The sequence below is a fragment of the Caulobacter sp. GW821-FHT09B11 genome, from assembly GCF_059418205.1.
The window spans coordinates 134,035-153,253 of record NZ_JBWKPK010000008.1; the positions used below are offsets into that span (position 1 = coordinate 134,035).

Sequence of the window (19,219 nt, forward strand, 5' to 3'; positions counted from 1 at the left end):
ATGCGGTCTGATATTACCGCTAGCGCCTTTGAATTCCTGACGAAATGGCCCTTGGTGTCATTGTTTCCCAGTTCATCCCATGTTAACCCATTCGGGCCGGATCGATCCATGGCGGGGCGACGGCTTTTGAGGTTGGCGGGGTGTTCCTCTCGACATTCGAGAAGCAGCTGGACAGCAAGCGGCGCATCGTCGTGCCGCAGGAGTTCCGCGCCGCCGTCTCGGGTCCGTTCGATGGCGTCTTCTGCTTCCCCTCCATCGAGGCCGACTGCCTGGAAGCCGGCGGCAAGGCGCTGTTCGACCGCTACCAGTCGGTGATCGACGAGCTGCCCTTCGGCGATCCGGTGCGTTCGGCCCTGGAGACCAGCGTCCTGGGCGGCATGGCCAGGCTGTCGTTCGACACCGCCGGCCGCATCACCCTGCCCGACGTGCTGTGCGACACCTTTGGTCTCACTGACGAGGTGACGGTCGTCGGCCTGGGCGAGCGCTTCCAGATCTGGTCGCGCGACGCCTTCCAGGCCCACCGCGCCGCCCAGCGCGAACTGGCCCGCGACGGCCTGGCCGCTCTGCGCGCCCAGCAGCGCGTCGCGCGCCTGGGAGGTGCGGCATGAGCGTCGCGCCGCACATCTCGGTCCTGTTGGGCGAAGTGGTCGAGGCGCTGGACGCCAAGCCGGGCGACATGGTCGTCGACGGCACCTTCGGGGCCGGCGGCTACACCCGCGCGATCCTGTCCACGGGCGCCTCCGTCACCGCCTTCGACCGCGATCCGACGGTGGTTCGTTTCATGGCCGACCTTTCCGCGGCGGATGGTCGCTTTCGGCTGATTCAGGACCGTTTCTCGCAAATCAGCGCGTATCTGGGAGAGGCGTCGGTCGACGGCGTAACCCTGGATCTTGGCGTGTCTTCCATGCAGCTCGACGAAGCCGAGCGCGGCTTCTCCTTCATGCGCGACGGTCCCTTGGACATGCGCATGGGCGACGACGGCCCCACGGCGGCCGATCTGGTCAATACCCTGGACCAGACCGAACTGGCCCGCATCCTCTATGTCTACGGCGAGGAGCACGCCTCGCGCCGCGTGGCCAGCTTCATCGTCAGGCGTCGGGCCGAAGAACCGTTCACCCGCACCCTGGACCTGGCGGCCGTGATCGAGCGCGCCCTGGGCGGCCGCAAGGGCGCCAAGGTGCATCCGGCCACGCGCTCGTTCCAGGGGCTGCGCATCGCCGTCAACGACGAGCTGGGCGAGCTGGAGGCGGGTCTGGCCGCCGCCGAGCGCGTGCTCAAGCCGGGCGGCCGCCTGGCCGTGGTGACCTTCCATTCGCTGGAAGACCGCATCGTCAAGAATTTCCTCGCCGAGCGGGCCGGCCGCACGCCGGGCGGCTCGCGCCACGCGCCGCCGGCCGCCGCCGGCGCACCGTCCAGCTTCCAGCTGATCTCGACCAAGGCCATCGCGCCGGGCGAGGCCGAGCTGGCCGTCAATCCCCGCGCTCGCTCCTCGAAGCTGCGCGCGGCGATCCGCACGCAGGCCCCCGTCTGGGAGCCCACGGCATGAGGATCTCGGAGGTCTTCAATCGCCGCGTCCGCGGCTTCCGCGTCGTCGAGCTGGTCGGGGTCGGGGTGCTGCTGACCCTGGTGCTGGGCGTCTACATGGCCAAGACCTTCGCCGGCCGCGAGCGCGCCGAGATCGCCTCGGTCGAGCGCCAGATCGAGGACGAGCGCATCAAGGTGCGCCTGCTGCAGGCCGAGGTCGCCCACCTGGAGCAGCCGCGCCGCATCGAGTCCCTGGCCCAGGCCGCGCAGCTGGCGCCGATCGCCGCCGAGCGCGAGACCAGCGAAGACGCCCTGATCGACGTGGCCCGCCGCCCGGTCCCGGCCTCGAAGGCCGCTCCGGCGCCGGCCCCCGCGCCGAGCGCGGTCCTGGCCGGCGCCGACGCGCCCGATGGCTCGGCCGACCAGCCGGGCGAGGAGGCTCCGCGATGAGCCTCGCCAACCTCGTTCCCCAGGGCGGCGGCCCGGCCTGGCGCTGGGTCGTCGAGCGCGTCTGGCGCCTGGAGCACGCTTTCGAGCGCTCGCGGGCCGCGGCCAAGCCCGAAGACGACACCAGCATCCGCATCTTCTTCGTCCTGGCGCTGTTCACCTGCGCCTTCATGGTGCTGGCCATCGGCGCCACCTGGGCGGCGGTGTTCTCCAACCCCAGCAAGAACAGCGGCTATCTGGCGGCCATGGAGGGCGCGCGAGGCGACCTCGTCGACCGCGAAGGCAAGCTGCTGGCCGTCGACCTGACCCACTACGCGCTCTACGTCGATCCCAAGGAAGTGTGGGACGCCAAGGCCACCCGCGCCGCCCTCGGCCGCGCGCTGCCGCAGGTTCCGGCCAAGCGCCTGGACAAGGCCGTGTTCGGCGACCGCCGCGCCTTCCTGCTGGGCGGGCTCGACCCGGCCCAGAAGGACGTGATCTTCAACCTGGGCCTGCCGGGCGTGGAGTTCGAGGAGCAGGCCCGTCGCGTCTATCCGCTCGGCGTTTCGGCCGCCCACTTCGTCGGCTTCGTCGACGGCGGCGGCAAGGGCCTGGCCGGGGCCGAGGGCGCCCTGAACGACGACATCCACGCGGCAGCCGCCCGCGGCGAGGGCGCGGCCCCGATCGCCCTGTCGATCGACCTGCGCGTCCAGGCCGCCCTCGAGGACGAGGTCCGCAAGGCCGCCCTGGAGTTCGGCCCCAAGGGCGCGGTCGGCATCGTCACCAACGTCCACACCGGCGAGATCCTGGGCCTTGCCAGCTATCCGGACTTCGACCCGAACGACCCGGGCAAGGCCAGCGACGACGCCAAGCTGAACCGCGCGGCCGCCTCGGTCTACGAGATGGGCTCGACCTTCAAGGCCTTCACCGTCGCCATCGGCCTGGACACGGGCGTCGCCACGCCCAACTCGACCTTCGACGCCCGCGAGCCCTACAAGCTGGGCTACCGCACGATCCACGACTACCACGCCGCCCGCAAGATCCTGACCCTGGTCGAGGTGTTCCAGCACTCGTCCAACATCGGCACCGCGCGCCTGGCCGAGGGCGTCGGCCCGCAGCGGCTGAGCCAGTATTTCAACAACCTGGGCCTGACCAAGCCGGCCAAGGTGGAGCTGCGCGAGTCGGCCCGTCCGCTGACCCCGAAGAAGTGGGACAACGACGCGGTGGCCTCCACCTCGTTCGGCCACGGCATGAACGTCAGCCCGCTGGCCCTGGCCCGCGCCTTCGGCCCGCTGCTGAACGGCGGCGTCATGCCGCCCCTGACGATCCGCAAGCTGGACCCCGGCGTGCGACCGGAAGGCCCGCGGGTGATGTCGGAAGAGACCTCGCAGCAGATGCTGCAGATCATGCGCGCCAACGTCACCGGCGGCAGCGGCAAGTCGGCCGACATCAAGGGGCTGACGGTGGGCGGCAAGACCGGCACCGGCGAGAAGTACGACCCCACGATCCGCGGCTACAACCACCAGCGCCAGGTCTCGTCCTTCGCCGCGGTGTTCCCCACCGAGGGGCCGCTGGAGGCCGACCGCTACTTCGTGCTGATCCTGCTGGACGAGCCGCACGGCACGCCCAAGACCTTCGGCTTCTCGACGGGCGGCTGGGTCGCCGCGCCGGCCGTCGGCCGGGTGATCGACCGCATCGCCCCGTTCCTCGGCGTCCAGCGCCGCAACGACATCCTCACCATGGCCGGCGGCCAGCCCAAGACCACCACCCCAGGGGCGGGACTTTGACCAAGACGCTTTCACAGATCCTGCATCGTCCGTTCGACGGCGACCCGGCCATCGCCGGCGTCACCGCCGACAGCCGCAAGGTGCGTGAAGGCTTCCTGTTCGCCGCCCTGCCGGGCAGCAAGGTCGATGGCCGCGCCTTCATCCCCGGCGCCATCGCCTCGGGCGCCGCCGCCGTCCTGGCCCCCGACGACGTGACCGGCTTGTCCGTGCCCGTGGCTCACGCCGGCGACATCCGTCGCGCCTACGCCCTGGCCGCCGCCGAGTTCTGGGCGCAGCAGCCGGCGACGGTGATCGCGGTCACCGGCACCAACGGCAAGACCTCGGTCGCCGGCTTCGCCCGCCAGATCTACGCCCTGCTGGGCAAGACCGCCGCCAGCATGGGCACCCTGGGCGTCGTCGTCAGCGCGCCGGGCGTTCCGGATCAGCAGCTGACCCCGCCGGGCCTGACCACGCCCGACGCCGCCGACGTCGCCGAGATGGCGGCGAAGCTCGCGCAGATGGGCGTGACCCACCTGGCCGTCGAGGCCTCGTCGCACGGCATCGACCAGCGCCGCCTGGACGGGCTGAAGATCAGCGCCGCCGGCTTCACCAACTTCACCCAGGACCACCTGGACTATCACGGCACTATGGGTTGCTACCGGGCCGCCAAGCTGCGGCTGTTCGAGGCCCTGCTGCCGCGCGGCGCGACCGCCGTGCTCAACGCCGACAGCGACGCCTTCCCCGCCTTCGCCGCCGCCGCCGTGACCTCGGGCGAGACCATCCTGTCGGTCGGCGCGCAAGGCCAGGGCCTGAAGCTGATCTCGCGCGAGCCGACCCCGTGGGGCCAGCTGCTGAAGATCGCCGCCCAGGACCGCGAGTTCGAAGTGAAGCTGCCGCTGGCCGGCGACTTCCAGGCGTCGAACGTGCTGGTCGCGGCCGGCCTGGTGCTGGCCACGGGCGAGGACCTCGACGCCGTGCTCGCCGCCCTGGAAAAGCTGGAAGGCGCGGCCGGCCGGCTGCAGCGCGTCGGCAAGGGCAGTGGCAAGGGCGAGGCCTATGTCGACTACGCCCACACCCCCGACGGCCTGGAGACGGTGCTGAAGGCCCTGCGCCCGCACGTGCGGGGCAAGCTGGTGGCGGTGTTCGGGGCCGGCGGCGACCGTGACCGGACGAAGCGTCCGCAGATGGGCGAGATCGCCGCCCGCCTGGCCGACGTCGCCATCGTCACCGACGACAACCCGCGTTCGGAAGACCCGGCCAGCATCCGCGCCGCCATCCTCGCCGCCGCCCCGGGCGCGCGCGAGATCGGCGACCGCCGCGAGGCCATCCGTGTCGGCGTGAGCCTGCTGGAAGATGGCGACGTGCTGGTGGTGGCCGGCAAGGGCCACGAGCAGGGGCAGACCGTCGCCGGCGTCGTCCACCCCTTCGACGACGTGGCCGAGACCCTGAGCGCGCTGGAGGCCGTCGATGGCTGACGTGCTCTGGACGGCAGAGGAGATCGCGAAAGCCACCGGCGGGATCGCCTTGGGGGATTTCGGAGTCAACGGCGTTTCGATCGACAGCCGCACGGTTGAGCCGGGGGACCTGTTTGTTGCCTTGGCGGGTGCTCGCGATGGCAACGAGTTCATCGGGCAAGCGCTGCTAAATGGTGCTCGAGCGAGCTTGGCCTCGCGGTCAGATGTCGCTGCCCCCGCCGTCGTCGTCGCCGACACCTTCACGGCCCTCGAAGCCCTGGGCGTCGCCGCCCGCGAGCGCGCGCCCCAGGCCCGTCGCGGCGCCGTCACCGGCTCGGTCGGCAAGACCAGCGTCACCCGCGCCGTCGAGGCCGGCCTGCGCCGCGCCGGCAAGGCCCACGCCTCGGTGAAGTCCTACAACAACCACATCGGCGTGCCGCTGACCCTGGCCCGCATGCCGCGCGACACGCAGCGCGCGGTGTTCGAGGTCGGCATGAACCACGCCGACGAAATCACCCCGCTGTCGAAGTTCATCCGCCCGCACGCGGTGGCGATCACCACGGTCGGCCCGGTGCACCTTGAGAACTTCGCCGAGGGCGAGATCGGCGTGGCTCGCGCGAAGGCCGAGATCTTCGACGGGCTGGAGCCCGGCGGCGTCGCCGTGCTGAACGCCGACAACCAGTGGTTCGATCTGCTGAAGGCGCAGGCCGACAAGGTCGGCGCGACCGTGCGCAGCTTCGGCCGCGACGGGACCAGCGCCCGCCTGGTGGACTTCGTGGTCGAGGGCGCCGGCGCGACCGTCGTCGCCGAGCTGGACGGCGAGGCCGTCTCCTTCCCGATCCGCCAGACCGGCGTGCACTGGGGCCCCAACAGCCTGTGCGTGCTGCTGATGCTCGAAGCCCTGGGCGTCGATCGCGCCACGGCCCTGGCCGCCCTGGCCGAGTTCGCGCCGATCGAGGGTCGCGGGGCCGAGCAGACGGTGGCCGTCGAGGGCGGCGCCTTCACCCTGGTCGACGAGAGCTACAACGCCAATCCGGTGTCGATGCAGGCCGCCCTGGCCACGCTGGGCGCGCGCAGGGTCAAGGGCCGCCGCATCGTCGCCCTGACCGACATGCTGGAGCTGGGCCCCGACAGCCCGCGCTTCCACGCCGAGCTTGCGGGTCCGATCGACGCTGCCGGCATCGATCTGGTGTTCTGCGCCGGGCCGTTAATGATGTCGCTGTGGAACGCGCTTCCGCAGACGCGCCGCGGCGGCTATGCGGACGCCGCGCCCGAGCTGGCGGAAAAGATCGTAGCGGCCGTAGAGCCGAACGACGTGGTGATGGTGAAGGGGTCGAACGGATCTCGGGCCGGCGCTGTCGCCGCCGCCCTGTCCGCGCTCGGCCGGCGGGAACAAGTCTGATGCTGTATTTCCTCTACGAATGGCTCTCGCGCGGCGGTCACGAGCACGTTCCGGTCCTGAACCTGCTGAAGTACCTGACCTTCCGCACCGGCATGTCGATGCTGACGGCCTACATCGTGGCCGTGGCCATGGGCTCGCGCTTCATCCGCTGGATGAAGGCCAAGCAGGGCAAGGGCCAGCCGATCCGCACCGACGGCATCGCCCGCCACGTCACCGAGAAGGCCGGCACGCCCACCATGGGCGGCTTCATGATCCTGGCCGGCCTGTTCGTCGGCTCGCTGCTGTTCGCCGACCTGCGCAACGTCCATGTCTGGGTGGTGCTGGGCATCACCGCGGCCTTCGGCGTGCTGGGCTTCATGGACGACTACGCCAAGGTCACCAAGCAGACGACCGCCGGCCTCTCCAGCGGCCAGAAGCTGATCGCCCAGTTCATCGTCTCGATCTTCGCCGCCGTGGTGCTGATCCTGTTCGCGCCGAAGTCGCCGATGACGCCGGGGCTCGAGACCTCGGTGGTCTTCCCGATCCTCAAGAACCTGGTGATCAACCTGTCCTGGTTCTACGTGGCCTTCGCCGCGATCACGATCGCCGGCTTCTCCAACGCCGTGAACCTGACCGACGGCCTGGACGGCCTGGCCATCGTGCCGGTGATGTTCGCCGCCTCGACCTTCGGCCTGATCGCCTACCTCGTCGGCAACTACAAGTTCGCCGACTATCTGAACCTGCACTTCGTGCCGAGCGTCGGCGAGCTGGCGGTGCTGTGCGGCGCCATCATCGGCGGCGGCATGGGCTTCCTCTGGTACAACGCGCCCCCGGCCAAGATCTTCATGGGCGACACCGGCTCGCTGGCCCTGGGCGGCGCGCTGGGCTCGATCGCCGTCTGCGCCAAGCACGAGCTGGTGCTGGGCATCGTCGGCGGCCTGTTCGTGGCCGAGGCGCTGAGCGTGATGATCCAGGTCGCCTACTTCAAGAAGACCGGCAAGCGCATCTTCCTGATGGCGCCGATCCATCACCATTTCGAAAAGCTGGGCTGGGCCGAAAGCACCGTCGTCGTCCGTTTCTGGATCGTCGCCATGATGCTGTCGTTCGTCGGCCTCGCCACGTTGAAGCTACGGTAGGGGGAGGGCGCGCGATGATCCCGGTCCGTGGGTTCGAAGACAAGACGGTTGCGGTGTTCGGCCTGGGCCGCACCGGCCTGACGGCCGCGCGCGCCCTGATCGCCGGCGGCGCCAAGGTCGCCCTGTGGGACGAGAAGGAAGCCGGCCGCGAAGCCGCGCGGGCCGAGGGCCTGCCGGTCGTCGATCTGTCCACGGCCGACTGGAGCGGTTTCGCCGCCCTGATGCTGTCGCCGGGCGTGCCGCTGACCCATCCCAAGCCCCACTGGACCGTCGACAAGGCCAAGGAAGCCGGCGTCGAGATCCTGGGCGACGTCGAGCTCTTCGCCCGCACGGTCAACGCCGCGCCCGCGCACAAGAAGCCGAAGATCATCGCCATCACCGGCACCAACGGCAAGTCGACCACCACGGCCCTGATCGGCCACCTGTGCCAGCAGGCCGGCCGCGACACCCGCGTCGGCGGCAACATCGGCGCCGGCGTCCTGGGCCTGGAAGACATGCACGGCGGGGCCGTCTACGTGCTGGAGCTGTCGAGCTACCAGCTGGACCTGACCTCCAGCCTGCACGCCGACGCCACGGTGCTGCTGAACCTGTCGCCCGACCACATCGACCGCCACGGCTCGATGGAAGGCTACATCGCCGCCAAGCGCCGCATCTTCCTCAACCAGGGCAAGGGCGACACCGCGATCATCGGGGTCGACGATCCCTGGTGCCAGCAGATCTGCACCGAGATCACCGCCGCCAACCGCCGCACCATCTGGCCGATCAGCGCCGGCAAGGCCATGGGCCGGGGCGTCTACGCCCTGCAGGGCGTGCTGTACGACGCCACCGGCGAGCGCGTCACCGAGATGGCCGATCTGCTGCGCGCCCGCAGCCTGCCGGGCCGCCACAACTGGCAGAACGCCGCGGCCGCCTACGCCGCCGCCATCGCCATCGGCATACCGCCCCAGCAGGCGGTCGAGGGTCTGATGACCTTCCCGGGCCTGGCCCACCGCATGGAGACGGTCGGCAAGATCGGGCGGGTCGCCTTCGTCAACGACAGCAAGGCCACCAACGCCGACGCCGCCCGCCAGGCGATGTCGTCCTATCCGAAGTTCTACTGGATCGCCGGCGGCGTGCCCAAGGCCGGCGGCATCGAGGACCTTCAGGACCTGTTCCCGCGCGTGGCCTGCGCCTACCTGATCGGCCAGGCGGCCGATGACTTCGGCAAGACGCTGGACGGCAAGGCCCCGGTCAAGCAGTGCGGCGACATCGAGACCGCCGTCGCCTCCGCCCATGCCGACGCCGCCGCCACCGGCCAGGACGCCATCGTCCTGCTCTCGCCGGCCTGCGCCTCGTTCGACCAGTTCGCCGACTTCGAAGCCCGCGGCGAAGCCTTCCGCGCGGCCGTGAACGGTCTGCTGGCCAAGCCCAAGGCCAAGCGGGCTTAACGCCGCGGGGCCCCCTCCGGCCCTCCGGGCCACCTCCCCCAGAGGGGGAGGATCTACGCCGCGCCAGATGCTCCCACTTTGGGGGAGCTGTCGCGGAGCGACTGAGGGGGATCGCCCCAACCGGCCGCCTTTTCGTCGCGGGCGTCGGCAAGACTCGATTAACCCTAACGGCCGACTCTCCGCCCATGCGCCAGCAGACCGCCCACGCCTTCGCCCGGACCGACCGCTCGCCCCTCGGGGTGTGGTGGTGGACGACCGATCGCTGGCTGCTGGGCGCGACCGCGATCCTGGTCACGGTGGGCGTCCTGCTGTCGTTCGCCTCGAGCCCGGCCGCGGCCCAGCGGATCGGCATCGACGACCAGTTCCACTTCGCCATCCGCCAACTGGTGTTCGGCGCAGGCGCGGCGACGATCGTGCTGGCCGTGTCGATGCTGAGTCCCAAGGGCATCCGGCGGGCGGCGTTCTTCATCTACATCGTCGCCATCGGCGTCATGGCGGCCCTGCCGTTCATCGGCCACAGCGCCAAGGGCGCGGCCCGCTGGCTGATGATCGGCGGCTTCACCTTCCAGCCGTCGGAATTCATGAAGCCGGCCCTGATCATCCTGGTCTCGTGGATGTTCTCCGAGGGCCAGAAAGGCGAGGGCGTGCCGGGCGTGTCGATCGCCTTCGGCCTCTATTTCATCGCCGTGGGCCTGCTCCTGATGCAGCCCGACGTCGGCCAGACCGTGCTGATCACCATCGCCTTCGGAGCCGCCTTCTGGATGGCCGGGGTGCCGATCTCGTGGATCATGGGCCTGGGCGCGGTGGCGCTGGGGGGCCTGGGCTCGACCTATTTCCTGTTCGACCACGTGCACGCCCGCGTGCAGAAATTCCTCAGCCCCGACCAGGCCGACACCCACCAGGTGACCCGCGCCGCAGAGGCCATCCACGCCGGCGGCCTGTTCGGGCGCGGCCCGGGCGAGGGTGTCATGAAGCGCCACGTGCCCGACCTGCACACCGACTTCATCTATTCGGTGGCGGCCGAGGAGTACGGCCTCGTCTTCTCGCTGGCCCTGATCAGCCTGTTCGCCTTCGTCGTGGTGCGCGGGCTCTACAAGTCGATGAAGCTGGCCGACCCTTTCGAACAGGTCGCTTCGGCCGGTCTTTTCGTGCTGTTGGGCCAGCAGACGTTCATCAATGTCGCTGTGAACTTGAACATGATCCCGACCAAGGGCATGACCCTACCGTTCATCAGCTACGGCGGCTCGTCGATGCTGGCCATGGGACTGACCCTGGGGATGGCGCTGGCGTTGACCCGCAAGCGGCCCGGGTCCTATGGCGGCGGCGGGCCGTTCGGCCAGGCGGGGGCCTTCGACTGAAGGCTTCCGGGTTAGGGAGACTGCAGTTGCGTAACCTCTTCACGCGTCCCTCCATCCGTTCCGCGGACCAGGCCTGATGAGCGGCAAGCTGGCGATCGTCGCCGCCGGGGGCACCGGCGGCCATATGTTCCCCGCCCAGGCGCTGTCCGAGGCCCTGATCGCGCGCGGCTGGCGCGTGGTGCTGGCCACCGACGAACGCGGCGCCTTCTACGCCGACAAGTTCCCCGCGCAGGAGCGGCTGGCCCTGTCGGCCGCCACGGCCAAGGCCAGCGATCCGATCGGCATGGTCAAGGCCGGGGTCGCGGTGTTCCAGGGCGTGATGCAGGCCAAGGCCGCCTTCGCCCGGCTGAACCCGTCGGTCGTGGTCGGCTTCGGCGGTTACCCCGCCCTGCCGGCCCTGCTGGCGGCCCTGCTGGAAAAGCGCCCGACCGTCATCCATGAACAGAACGCCGTGCTGGGCCGGGTGAACCGCTTCCTGGCGCCCTATGTCGGCGAGGTGGCCTGCGCCTTCCCGACGCTGGAGCTGGCCAAGCCGTCCGTGAAGGCCCGCGCCCGCGTGGTCGGCAGCCCGGTGCGTCCGGAGATCCGCGACCTGGCCGAAACTCCCTACCTGCCGCCCGAGGTGCAACTGCGCATTCTCGTCACCGGCGGCAGCCAGGGCGCGCGCCTGCTGTCGGAACTGGTGCCCGAGGCCGTCGCCAAGCTGCCCGAAGAGATGCGCGGCCGCATGAAGGTGTTCCAGCAGGCTCGCGCCGAGAGCATGGAGCACGCCCGCAAGATCTATCGCAACGCCATGGTCGACTGCGAGGTCGCGCCGTTCTTCCGCGACATGGCCGGCCGCCTGCGCCAGAGCCACCTGGTCGTCGGCCGGGCCGGCTCGTCGACCTGCTGCGAACTGGCCGTGGCCGGCCGCCCGTCGATCCTGGTGCCGCTTAAGATCGCCGCCGACGACCACCAGCGCTTCAACGCCAAGCTGCTGGAAGAGGCCGGGGGCGCGGCGGTGTGCCTGGAGGACGAGCTGACGGTCGACGCCCTGGCCGGGGCCCTGAACGCCCTGCTCAAGAACCCCGAGCGCCTGGCCCGCATGGCCAAGGGCGCCCGCTCGGTGGCCGCGCCTGACGCGGCCGAGAAGCTGGCGGACCTTGTCGAGCGCACCGCGCGTTAGATATCGCAGGTCCAGTCGGGAACATGCTTAACCGCGCGTTAAGCAACGCGCCCCAAACCGGACATGAAAGCCTGTGACAGTGCCGACACGTTAGAGCTTGCCTGATCCCGGCTAACGCCAGGAGCAGATCGGCAGGCTCTAAAGTCAAATACGAGAGCGTGGCGGTCGCCGAAACCGCCTACACTTTCGGCTGTCACGCTCTAGCCTTGCGAGAAAGACACATGGACCGTCGCTCTCTGATCCTCTCTGGCATGGCCTCCGGCCTGACCTCCGTGGGCCTGGGCGCCTGCGCCAGCACCTCGCAGCCGCATAATCCCGGCGCCGACGCGCCGACCTACGACACCGGCGCGGCCGCCACCTATTCGGCCGACGAGATGATCCGCGCCACGTCGGACTTCCTCGGCGTCACGGCCGAGAGCGCCGGCGCGGCCATCGAACGCATCTTCCGCGAGCGCGGCCAGCCCACCGGCTACATCGCCGGCGAAGAGGGCTCGGGCGCCATCGGCGTGGGCCTGCGCTACGGCCGCGGCCTGCTCTACATGAAGAACCGCCCCACCCAGGAAACCTTCTGGCAGGGCCCGTCGATCGGTTGGGACTGGGGCGGCAACGCCAGCCGGGTCTTCACCCTGTGCTATAACCTGCAATATCCGGACGCCATCTTCCGTCGCTTCCCCGGCGTCGAGGGCAGCGCCTATCTCGTGGGCGGCCTGGGCGTGAACTACCAGAAGGCCGACACCATCACCCTGGCCCCGATCCGCGCCGGCGTCGGCCTGCGCCTGGGCGCCAATGTCGGCTACCTGGCCTACAGCCGCCAACGCAACATCCTGCCGTTCTGATCCCGATATCCTTCTCCCCTTGCGGGAGAAGGTGTCGACGAAGTCGACGGATGAGGGGTCTCTCAGACACAAAACGCCGCGACAGCTGAACAGCCGTCGCGGCGTTTCTGTACGTGCGACCCCTCACCCGACCTCCTTCGGAGGCCACCCTCTCCCGCAAGGGGAGAGGGAACACGGTCAGTGCTTGGTCACCTTGCTGTTCAGCCAGTCCATCACCGCCAGCAGCACGCCCGAGACCACGAACGACAGGTGCACCACCACCAGCCAGAGCAGGCGCGGCTGGTCGAGCGGGACCTGCGGTTCGGTCAGCTTCAGGAACGACTTCAGCAGGGCGATGGCCGAGATCGCCACGATCGAGGCGATCAGCTTCATCTTCAGGCCCGAGAAATCGACCGTGCCCATCCAGTCGGGGCGGTCCTCGTGGCTGGCGGTGTCGATCTTGGAGACGAAGTTCTCGTAGCCCGACAGGATGACGATCACCAGCAGGTTGGCCGCCAGCGACAGGTCGATCAGCGACAGCGCCAGCAGGATCGCGTCCTCCGGCTTCATCGACAGGACGTTGGGCAGTTCGTGGAACAGTTCCTGGAAGAACACCACGATCAGCGCGGCCAGGGCGACCACCAGGCCGACATAGAACGGGGCCATCAGCCAGCGCGAGGCGAACAGGCCGCGCTCCAGCAGGGTCTCGATCACGGGCTTCTTCATGCGCGCCTCCGCGGTTCTGGTCCTGCGGGCAAGCCTAGCCGGGCTTCTTGACGAAGTCGCGTCGCCCGCTCGAGCCTCCAGGGCGCGGCGGTCTTCACCGGCTCCGTCAGAAGCCGGTGAAGTATTCGGCGATCGCCGCGTCGACGGGCTCCAGCTTGAAGTCCGGGGCGGCGGCGCGGTCGAGCGCGTTGCGGATCTGCCAGGCGCTGCGGCCGACATGCAGGCCCATGCCGCGCAGCTCGGCGACGATGGCTTCGCGCGTGGCGTCCTCCACCGACTTGTTGCTGCGCAGCCTCGCCTGGTCCAGCCGCCAGCCGAAGATGCCGTCGGGCGTCAGCTCGATCACCGCGCCCGGCTCGGGCACCCACTCGTAGATGGCGCTGCGCCGGTCGAGGGCGTCGTCGACATAGTTGTCCAGGCAGTTGCGGTAGCGACGGGCGGCGTCGCGGATGGCGCTCGCCGTGGCCAGCGGCCGCAGCCGCTCGGTCCCCGGATGCGGCGGCGCGGGCGGGTCGAGGCGGAAATCCTCGGCCACCAGGGTGAACAGCGCCTTGGCGTCGGGCGCGCGGCTCCAGGCGGCGATCCGCTCGGCCAGCACCGCCGGCTCCAGGCGGCGCGACAGGGCCGCATGGGCCTCGGCCAGCAGCACCGCCTGGGCGGGCGCCATGCGCATCAGGCCGCGGGCGCGCACGGCCGGCGGCAGGGCGTCCAGGGTCCGCACCTCGTCGGGCGTGATCGCCCCGGCGTGGCGCAGGCGCTTGGCGGCCGCGGGCTCCGCCAGCAGGGCCAGCAGGATGCGATAGTCGGCGGCCGACCAGGCGATCTCGCCCAGATGCTCCAGCGCCCGGCGCAGGCCCTCGGGGGCGGGATCGACGACCCGCCGCACGATCTTGCGCAGCGGCTCGTCCAGCAGGCGGGCGACGTCCAGCGGCGCGGCGTCGACGGGATCGACCGCCAGCATCAGGCAGACGAGGTGCCGACGCGCGGCGGGCGCGGTCAGGAACGGCGTATGGGGCGCGGGCCACATGGCGGCCAGCGTGTCGGCGTAGTCGGGCGCGATCAGGCGCAGTAGGGGCGAGGCGGTCAGGGACGGCCCGGCCAGAGGCAGGACGGACATCGAAAAGCTCCGGACGCGGCCGGAGCGGCCGCGATCAGCGGTTGGAAACGGTGGGGCGAAGGGCCGGGCGCGCCTTGGTCGACGCGCGCCATTCCGCCGTCATGGGCGGCTTCAGCTGTGCGACGAGGAAGGTCATGCGGCGGTTCGGCTCCGGAGTCTGATCGGGAGCGGGCTGATCTCACGGCCGGCGCGCGGCCGCAAGACCGGCGTTCGCCCATTTGGCGCGTCGCCGGGTTGCTGTGGCGCTTGGGACACGCCTGGGTGGCTCAGCCCGCGTGCCGCACGACGTAGCGGAAGAGGCGGGTCTCGCCCGGGGCCAGGGTCACGCGCCAGGCGACCTGGCCCTGGCGGATGTCGTGTTTCGCTGGTTCGGACACCACCTTGAAGAACTCGACGTCCGGGTCGTGGCGGATCTCGAAGGTGACCGGGATCGACTTGTCGTTGGCCAGGTCGACCTCGTAGGTGCGGCGGACCATGGTCTTGCCGGCCCGCTTGTCCTCGACCAGGCGCGGGCGGGCGCGGACGTCCATGCCCTGGCCGATGACGAGGTCGGCGGGTTCGCCCACGGCGACGTCGCGCACGGCCTGCTCGCCGGCGAAGGTCGGCAGGCCGCCGACCGTCTCCATCACCGACAGGGCGCCGGAGGGCAGGGGCTTGCCCAGGCCCTCGGCGGCCTTGTTGTCGAGGCGCAGCACGACCTGCGGGGCGTCGATCCCGTCGTCGTCCGCGTAGTCGTTCCAGGGGCTGACCGGCACGACATAGAGCCGCTGGTAGCGGACGTCCTTCAGGTCGAGGAAGGCCATCTGCTTGGTCTGGCGGGCGGCCACGGTGACCGGCTCGGGCAGGGTGTAGAGCTTGTAGTCGCCGAGGTCGGACTGCTCGGCCAGGGCGCGCTTGCGGGCGCCGCTGACCACGACCGACTCCTCGACGGCGCGGTTGGCGGACATCATGACCGGCGCGGCCATTGGCGGGGGAGGCGGCGGTGGGGGAGGGGGCGGCGGTGGCGGCGGCGCGCCGTGGGTCGTGGTGTCCATCGGCCAGCAGGCGCGGCTGGCCCGGACTACGCGCGGCCTGGGCGTGTTGACCGGCACGCGCGAAAGCTTGCCGGCCACCAACTGGGTCGGGGCGTCGGCGAAGGTCGAGCCGGAGCTGTTCATGACGGTCAGCCAGCCCAGCAGGTCCAGCGTCTTGCCGTCGGGGTTGAGGGTGGCGACGTAGTCGGCCTGCCAGTTCACGCCGATGGCCAGGTAGGTCAGGGTCAGGCGGTAGCTGCCGCCGGTGGGCACATCGACCAGGGCCGACAGGGTCGGCTTGCTGGACAGGCCGTCGGGCGCGCGCTCGAACACCAGGCGCTCGGGGCCGCCCGAGCAGCCCAGGGCCTCCACCCCGTCGGCGGTGCGCACCATCAGTCCATCAGGGCCCTGGATCAGGGTGGCGTCGACCGTCGTCTGGCGGCCGGTCTCGCGGTTGGTGCGCACCACCTTGACCGGCTGGTCGAGGGACCGTTCGACCAGGGTGCCGGGGCTGAGCAGGGCGTAGTCGTAATTACGCTCGACCGCGCCCTGCGGCAGACCCTCGATGGCCGCGCTCTGCGGGATCAGGCCCTCGGCGACGCCGTCGAAGCGCAGCACGTGGCGGCCGGCCGGCAACTCGACCGTGCGGGTCTCGCTGACCATCACCAGCCCCTGCTCGGCGGCCCGCTGCTTCTCCCAGGGCGACAGGGTCTGCACCGGCCCCTGGCCGTCGCGATAGAGGGTGACGGCGACCGCTTCCGGGGCGGTGGAGGGGATAGTGTCGGCGCGGGCGGTGAGAGGCGTAGCGAGTAAGGCGAGGGCCACGAGGGCGGTTCGCACGACCAAGGAACCTCCCCCTGTGGGGGAGGCGGTCGCGAAGCGACCGGTGGGGGGCGTGGCAAGGTCTGCGGGCGTTCCCCCCACCGTCGCCTTCGGCGACACCTCCCCCACAGGGGGAGGTTCCCTGCGGATCGGGCTCGCCGTCACCAGCCGTTGTCCACCGTGAAGGTCAGGACGGTCTCGCCGTTGGCGGGGACGGGGACGCTCCAGCCCAGGGTGCGAGCGTCGATGCGGCGGCTGGGCAGGCTCTCGTCGCTGACCTTGCCGTCGCGCAGCAGGCCGGCCTGGCGCAGCTCCACCGTCACGGCCTCGGGCCGGGCGTTGCGGACCACGTACTTCATGACGTAGCGCGAGCGGGTCTTGGAGACCTTTTCCTGCGAGACCAGGGTGGCCTGGCTGGAGACGTCGAAGGCCTCGCCGGTCTTGATCGACAGTTCCGAGCCGGCTGAGGTGTGGCCGATCTGGTTCTCGCCGATGAACTTCGGATCGCCCGCCTGGTCGCGCATGTAGACGCGCATGGTCCCGGCCGGCAGCTGGTCGCCCAGGCCCTTCAGCCTGGAATTGCTGAACTGGATGGCGGTGATGGCCTTCTGCGGGTTCTCGTCGCTGGAGAAGCCGTATTCGCGCACCTCGTAGACCTTCTGGGCCGGTACGGCCTGGGCGCTGAGGAAGCCGACCTGCTTGTTCTGGTTGGCCGCGATCGTGGTCCGCTCGGGCAGGGGGTAGATGTAGTAGTCGGCGATGCGCTCGCGGCCGCTGCTCTCGGTCCCGGCCGAGATCGAGCCGCGCACCGACGACCCGCCGCCGTTGAACTGGTTGACGTTGCCGGCCACCAGCTGGGTCTGGGCGTTGTCGAAGGCCGTGCCGGAGTTGTTGCGCAGGGTGATCCAGCCCTGCAGGTCCAGCGCGTTCTTCTTCTCGTCGAACAGAGCGACATAGTCGGCCGCCCACGACAGGCCCGAGGTCAGGTAGCTGAGGGTCACGGGCGTGGGGCCGGCCTTGTCGGCGTTGACCGTCACCGACAGGGTCGGACGGGCGCGCAGGGTCTCGGGCACCTTGTCGAAGATCACCCGCGTGGGCACGCCGTCGTCGCGCAGCACCTCGATGCGGTCGCCGATCTTCAGCACCACGCCCTCGTTGGCGGCCAGCACGGTGGCGGTCTCGGTGGTCTCCTTGCCGTCGCCGGGATTGGTGCGGACGATCCTGATCTGCCGCCCGACCGCCTTCTCCATCAGCTTGTCGGGGGTCAGCAGGTCGTAGTCGAAGTTCTGCTCGACCACGCCCAGGTTGGGCGAGGACAGGCTGACGGTCTCGGGGCGGATGGCGGCCGAGACGTCCTTGAACTCCAGCCGCTGGCGGCCGGCGGAGACGTCGATCGTCCGCTGGTCCTGAACCAAAGCCAGGTTGTTGTTGTAGATGGTGACCGAGACTTTCGGCGGCGATGCGGTCTGGACAGGCGCTGTCTGGGCGTGGACCGCGGGAATGGCGGCGGTGGAAGCGGCGGCCACGCAGACGGTGGCGAACAAGGCGGCCCGAAGCATCGGCGCGACGTCTCCCTACTCTCTTTGCGGCCACGGTTTCACGGCTACGCGGGAAAGTCGAGAGATTATGGGTGTAATATCGGACGCTCCCCCTGAAGGGGGAGCTGTCGCGAAGCGACTGAGGGGGTGTGATCTTTGAGCCGACGGCCGCCCTGACCTCGGCAGGGACTTCCCCCTCCGACCCTTCGGGCCACCTCCCCCTTCAGGGGGAGGGTCTCTATTTCCCCCACACCTGCGCCAGGCGCCGATCGCGCCCGCAGCCCGTGCGGTAGAGGTGATACTCGACCGAGTTGTTCTTGGCGTAGTCGCGGTGATAGGCCTCGGCCGGCCAGAAGGTCTGCAGCGGCAGGACCTGGGCCTTCATCGTTCCGGTCTTCAGGCGCTTGGCGGCCTCGGCGCGCGAGCGCTCGGCGGCGGCGCGCTGCTCGGCGTCGACGAAGACGGCGGGGCGATAGGAGGGGCCGCGGTCGCAGAACTGGCCTTCGTCGTCGGTCGGATCGACCAGCTTCCAGTAGCGCTGCAGCAGGAAGGCGTAGGGGAGTTTGGCCGGGTCGTAGGTGACGCGGACGGCCTCGTAGTGGCCGCTGCGCTCGCTGGTCACGTCGCGATAGGTCGGGTTCTTCACGTGGCCGCCGGTGTAGCCGCTCTCGACCTTCACGACGCCGGGAATGCCCCGCATGTCGTTCTCCATGCACCAGAAGCAGCCGCCGGCGAAGACGGCCGTCTTGGTCGGCGCGGCCAAAGCAATGGCGGGCAGGGCGGTCGCGAGGGCGATCAGCAGCAGGAGGCGGCGAAGCATGGGCGGTCCTTTCGAGGCGTCGTCCATAGATACGGCACAGCGGGCCGAAAGGTTTTGAACGAGCCTATCGCCAACCGTGGCCGACGCCGCGCACCGCCGGAACCGCCGCCAGGCGCGCCGCGAGCGTGTGGGCCCGGTCGTCGCCCTGGTCGTCGATCTCCAGGCGGATGGCGATGTCGGCGCCTTCGGGCTGGGCGGTCAGGGCGCGCAGGCGCACCTGCTGCACGCTGGCCACGCCCAGCACCCGCATCAGGGCGTCGGGCGTGTCTTCAGCGGTGACGAGGAAGAGGCGGCGTTTGTCGTCTTCCGGTTTGAGAAGGCTCAAGGCCGCACCCACTGGTGTTCCACGCTGGCCGAGTTGACGCCGGGCCAGGCGGCCAGGTCGCGGGCGAGGAGGCGGGCGGCCTGGTCGCCCAGGTGGCGCACGCGCAGGGACGCCTCGACCAGCTGGCCGACGGGCTTCAGGGACAGGTTGCACAGCTCGGCGCCGCTGTCGGCCAGGCTCTGGCGCACGGCGTCCAGCGCGCTGGGGGCGTCCTGGGCGCAGAGGAACAGCTGGTGGACGGTGACGCCGTCATGGTCGCTGTGGAAGGCTGGTGGGGAAGGCAGGTAGCTCATGGTCGAAGATCCTTTGAGTTTTTGAAGGACCGTCGGATCGCGCAACGAAAAAGCCCCGCTCCTTTCGGAGGCGGGGCTTTTTCAGATCTTGCGATCCTTCGGCTTGGTTTCTG

General features: G+C 70.1%; 18 protein-coding genes. 11 read left to right on the forward strand and 7 right to left on the reverse strand.

Annotated elements, in window-relative coordinates; genetic code table 11:
- Positions 1-140 precede the first annotated feature (140 nt).
- The 11 genes from AC07N1_RS08205 to AC07N1_RS08255 all read left to right on the forward strand — a co-directional run bounded on the left by AC07N1_RS08205 (position 141) and on the right by AC07N1_RS08255 (position 12,473).
- Positions 141-608 carry a division/cell wall cluster transcriptional repressor MraZ gene (locus AC07N1_RS08205; RefSeq protein ID WP_494671343.1) on the forward strand — a complete coding sequence of 156 codons (468 nt, stop codon included), beginning with the start codon at positions 141-143 and terminating at the stop codon, positions 606-608.
- Complete coding sequence (rsmH, locus tag AC07N1_RS08210; RefSeq protein ID WP_494671344.1) at positions 605-1,546, forward strand: 16S rRNA (cytosine(1402)-N(4))-methyltransferase RsmH; 942 nt, start codon at positions 605-607, stop codon at positions 1,544-1,546. The genes AC07N1_RS08205 and rsmH overlap by 4 nt, the downstream gene beginning before the upstream one ends.
- Positions 1,543-1,974: a cell division protein FtsL gene (ftsL, locus tag AC07N1_RS08215; protein WP_494671345.1), complete on the forward strand. Its 432-nt coding sequence runs from the start codon at positions 1,543-1,545 to the stop codon at positions 1,972-1,974. Before rsmH ends, ftsL begins: the two co-directional genes overlap by 4 nt.
- Positions 1,971-3,737: a peptidoglycan D,D-transpeptidase FtsI family protein gene (locus AC07N1_RS08220; RefSeq protein WP_494671346.1), complete on the forward strand. Its 1,767-nt coding sequence runs from the start codon at positions 1,971-1,973 to the stop codon at positions 3,735-3,737. The genes ftsL and AC07N1_RS08220 overlap by 4 nt, the downstream gene beginning before the upstream one ends.
- Positions 3,734-5,191, forward strand: coding sequence for a UDP-N-acetylmuramoyl-L-alanyl-D-glutamate--2,6-diaminopimelate ligase (locus AC07N1_RS08225; protein WP_494671347.1), 1,458 nt, complete (start codon positions 3,734-3,736; stop codon positions 5,189-5,191). The genes AC07N1_RS08220 and AC07N1_RS08225 overlap by 4 nt, the downstream gene beginning before the upstream one ends.
- A complete protein-coding gene (locus tag AC07N1_RS08230) occupies positions 5,184-6,572 on the forward strand; it encodes a UDP-N-acetylmuramoyl-tripeptide--D-alanyl-D-alanine ligase (RefSeq protein ID WP_494671348.1) in 1,389 nt (462 codons plus the stop codon). Before AC07N1_RS08225 ends, AC07N1_RS08230 begins: the two co-directional genes overlap by 8 nt.
- Positions 6,572-7,687, forward strand: coding sequence for a phospho-N-acetylmuramoyl-pentapeptide-transferase (gene mraY, locus AC07N1_RS08235; protein ID WP_494671349.1), 1,116 nt, complete (start codon positions 6,572-6,574; stop codon positions 7,685-7,687). Before AC07N1_RS08230 ends, mraY begins: the two co-directional genes overlap by 1 nt.
- A gap of 14 nt (positions 7,688-7,701) precedes the next feature.
- Positions 7,702-9,114, forward strand: a complete 1,413-nt coding sequence (gene murD, locus AC07N1_RS08240; RefSeq protein WP_494671350.1) for a UDP-N-acetylmuramoyl-L-alanine--D-glutamate ligase — start codon at positions 7,702-7,704, stop codon at positions 9,112-9,114.
- Between the two features lie 185 nt (positions 9,115-9,299).
- Positions 9,300-10,472 carry a putative lipid II flippase FtsW gene (ftsW, locus tag AC07N1_RS08245; protein ID WP_494671351.1) on the forward strand — a complete coding sequence of 391 codons (1,173 nt, stop codon included), beginning with the start codon at positions 9,300-9,302 and terminating at the stop codon, positions 10,470-10,472.
- A gap of 76 nt (positions 10,473-10,548) precedes the next feature.
- Positions 10,549-11,637 carry an undecaprenyldiphospho-muramoylpentapeptide beta-N-acetylglucosaminyltransferase gene (gene murG, locus AC07N1_RS08250; RefSeq protein ID WP_494671352.1) on the forward strand — a complete coding sequence of 363 codons (1,089 nt, stop codon included), beginning with the start codon at positions 10,549-10,551 and terminating at the stop codon, positions 11,635-11,637.
- Between the two features lie 221 nt (positions 11,638-11,858).
- Positions 11,859-12,473, forward strand: a complete 615-nt coding sequence (locus AC07N1_RS08255; RefSeq protein ID WP_494671353.1) for a DUF1134 domain-containing protein — start codon at positions 11,859-11,861, stop codon at positions 12,471-12,473.
- Positions 12,474-12,650: 177 nt separating this feature from the next.
- Here the strand turns inward: AC07N1_RS08255 and AC07N1_RS08260 are convergent, their stop codons facing one another.
- From AC07N1_RS08260 to AC07N1_RS08290, 7 genes are all read right to left on the reverse strand, one after another.
- Entirely contained in the window at positions 12,651-13,178 is a 528-nt protein-coding gene (locus AC07N1_RS08260) for a TIGR00645 family protein (protein WP_494600721.1), read from the reverse strand.
- A gap of 106 nt (positions 13,179-13,284) precedes the next feature.
- Positions 13,285-14,295, reverse strand: coding sequence for a hypothetical protein (locus AC07N1_RS08265; protein WP_494671354.1), 1,011 nt, complete (start codon positions 14,293-14,295; stop codon positions 13,285-13,287).
- 266 nt (positions 14,296-14,561) lie between these two features.
- Positions 14,562-16,148, reverse strand: a complete 1,587-nt coding sequence (locus AC07N1_RS08270) for a DUF4139 domain-containing protein (protein WP_494671355.1) — start codon at positions 16,146-16,148, stop codon at positions 14,562-14,564.
- A 143-nt stretch (positions 16,149-16,291) separates the two neighbouring features.
- A complete protein-coding gene (locus AC07N1_RS08275) occupies positions 16,292-17,689 on the reverse strand; it encodes a DUF4139 domain-containing protein (protein ID WP_494671356.1) in 1,398 nt (465 codons plus the stop codon).
- 217 nt (positions 17,690-17,906) lie between these two features.
- On the reverse strand, positions 17,907-18,488 hold the full coding sequence (gene msrA, locus AC07N1_RS08280; protein WP_494671357.1) for a peptide-methionine (S)-S-oxide reductase MsrA: 582 nt from the start codon (positions 18,486-18,488) through the stop codon (positions 17,907-17,909).
- Positions 18,489-18,552: 64 nt separating this feature from the next.
- A complete protein-coding gene (locus AC07N1_RS08285) occupies positions 18,553-18,813 on the reverse strand; it encodes a hypothetical protein (RefSeq protein ID WP_494671358.1) in 261 nt (86 codons plus the stop codon).
- Entirely contained in the window at positions 18,810-19,106 is a 297-nt protein-coding gene (locus AC07N1_RS08290; RefSeq protein WP_110117883.1) for a hypothetical protein, read from the reverse strand. Before AC07N1_RS08290 ends, AC07N1_RS08285 begins: the two co-directional genes overlap by 4 nt.
- Positions 19,107-19,219: the final 113 nt, after the last annotated feature.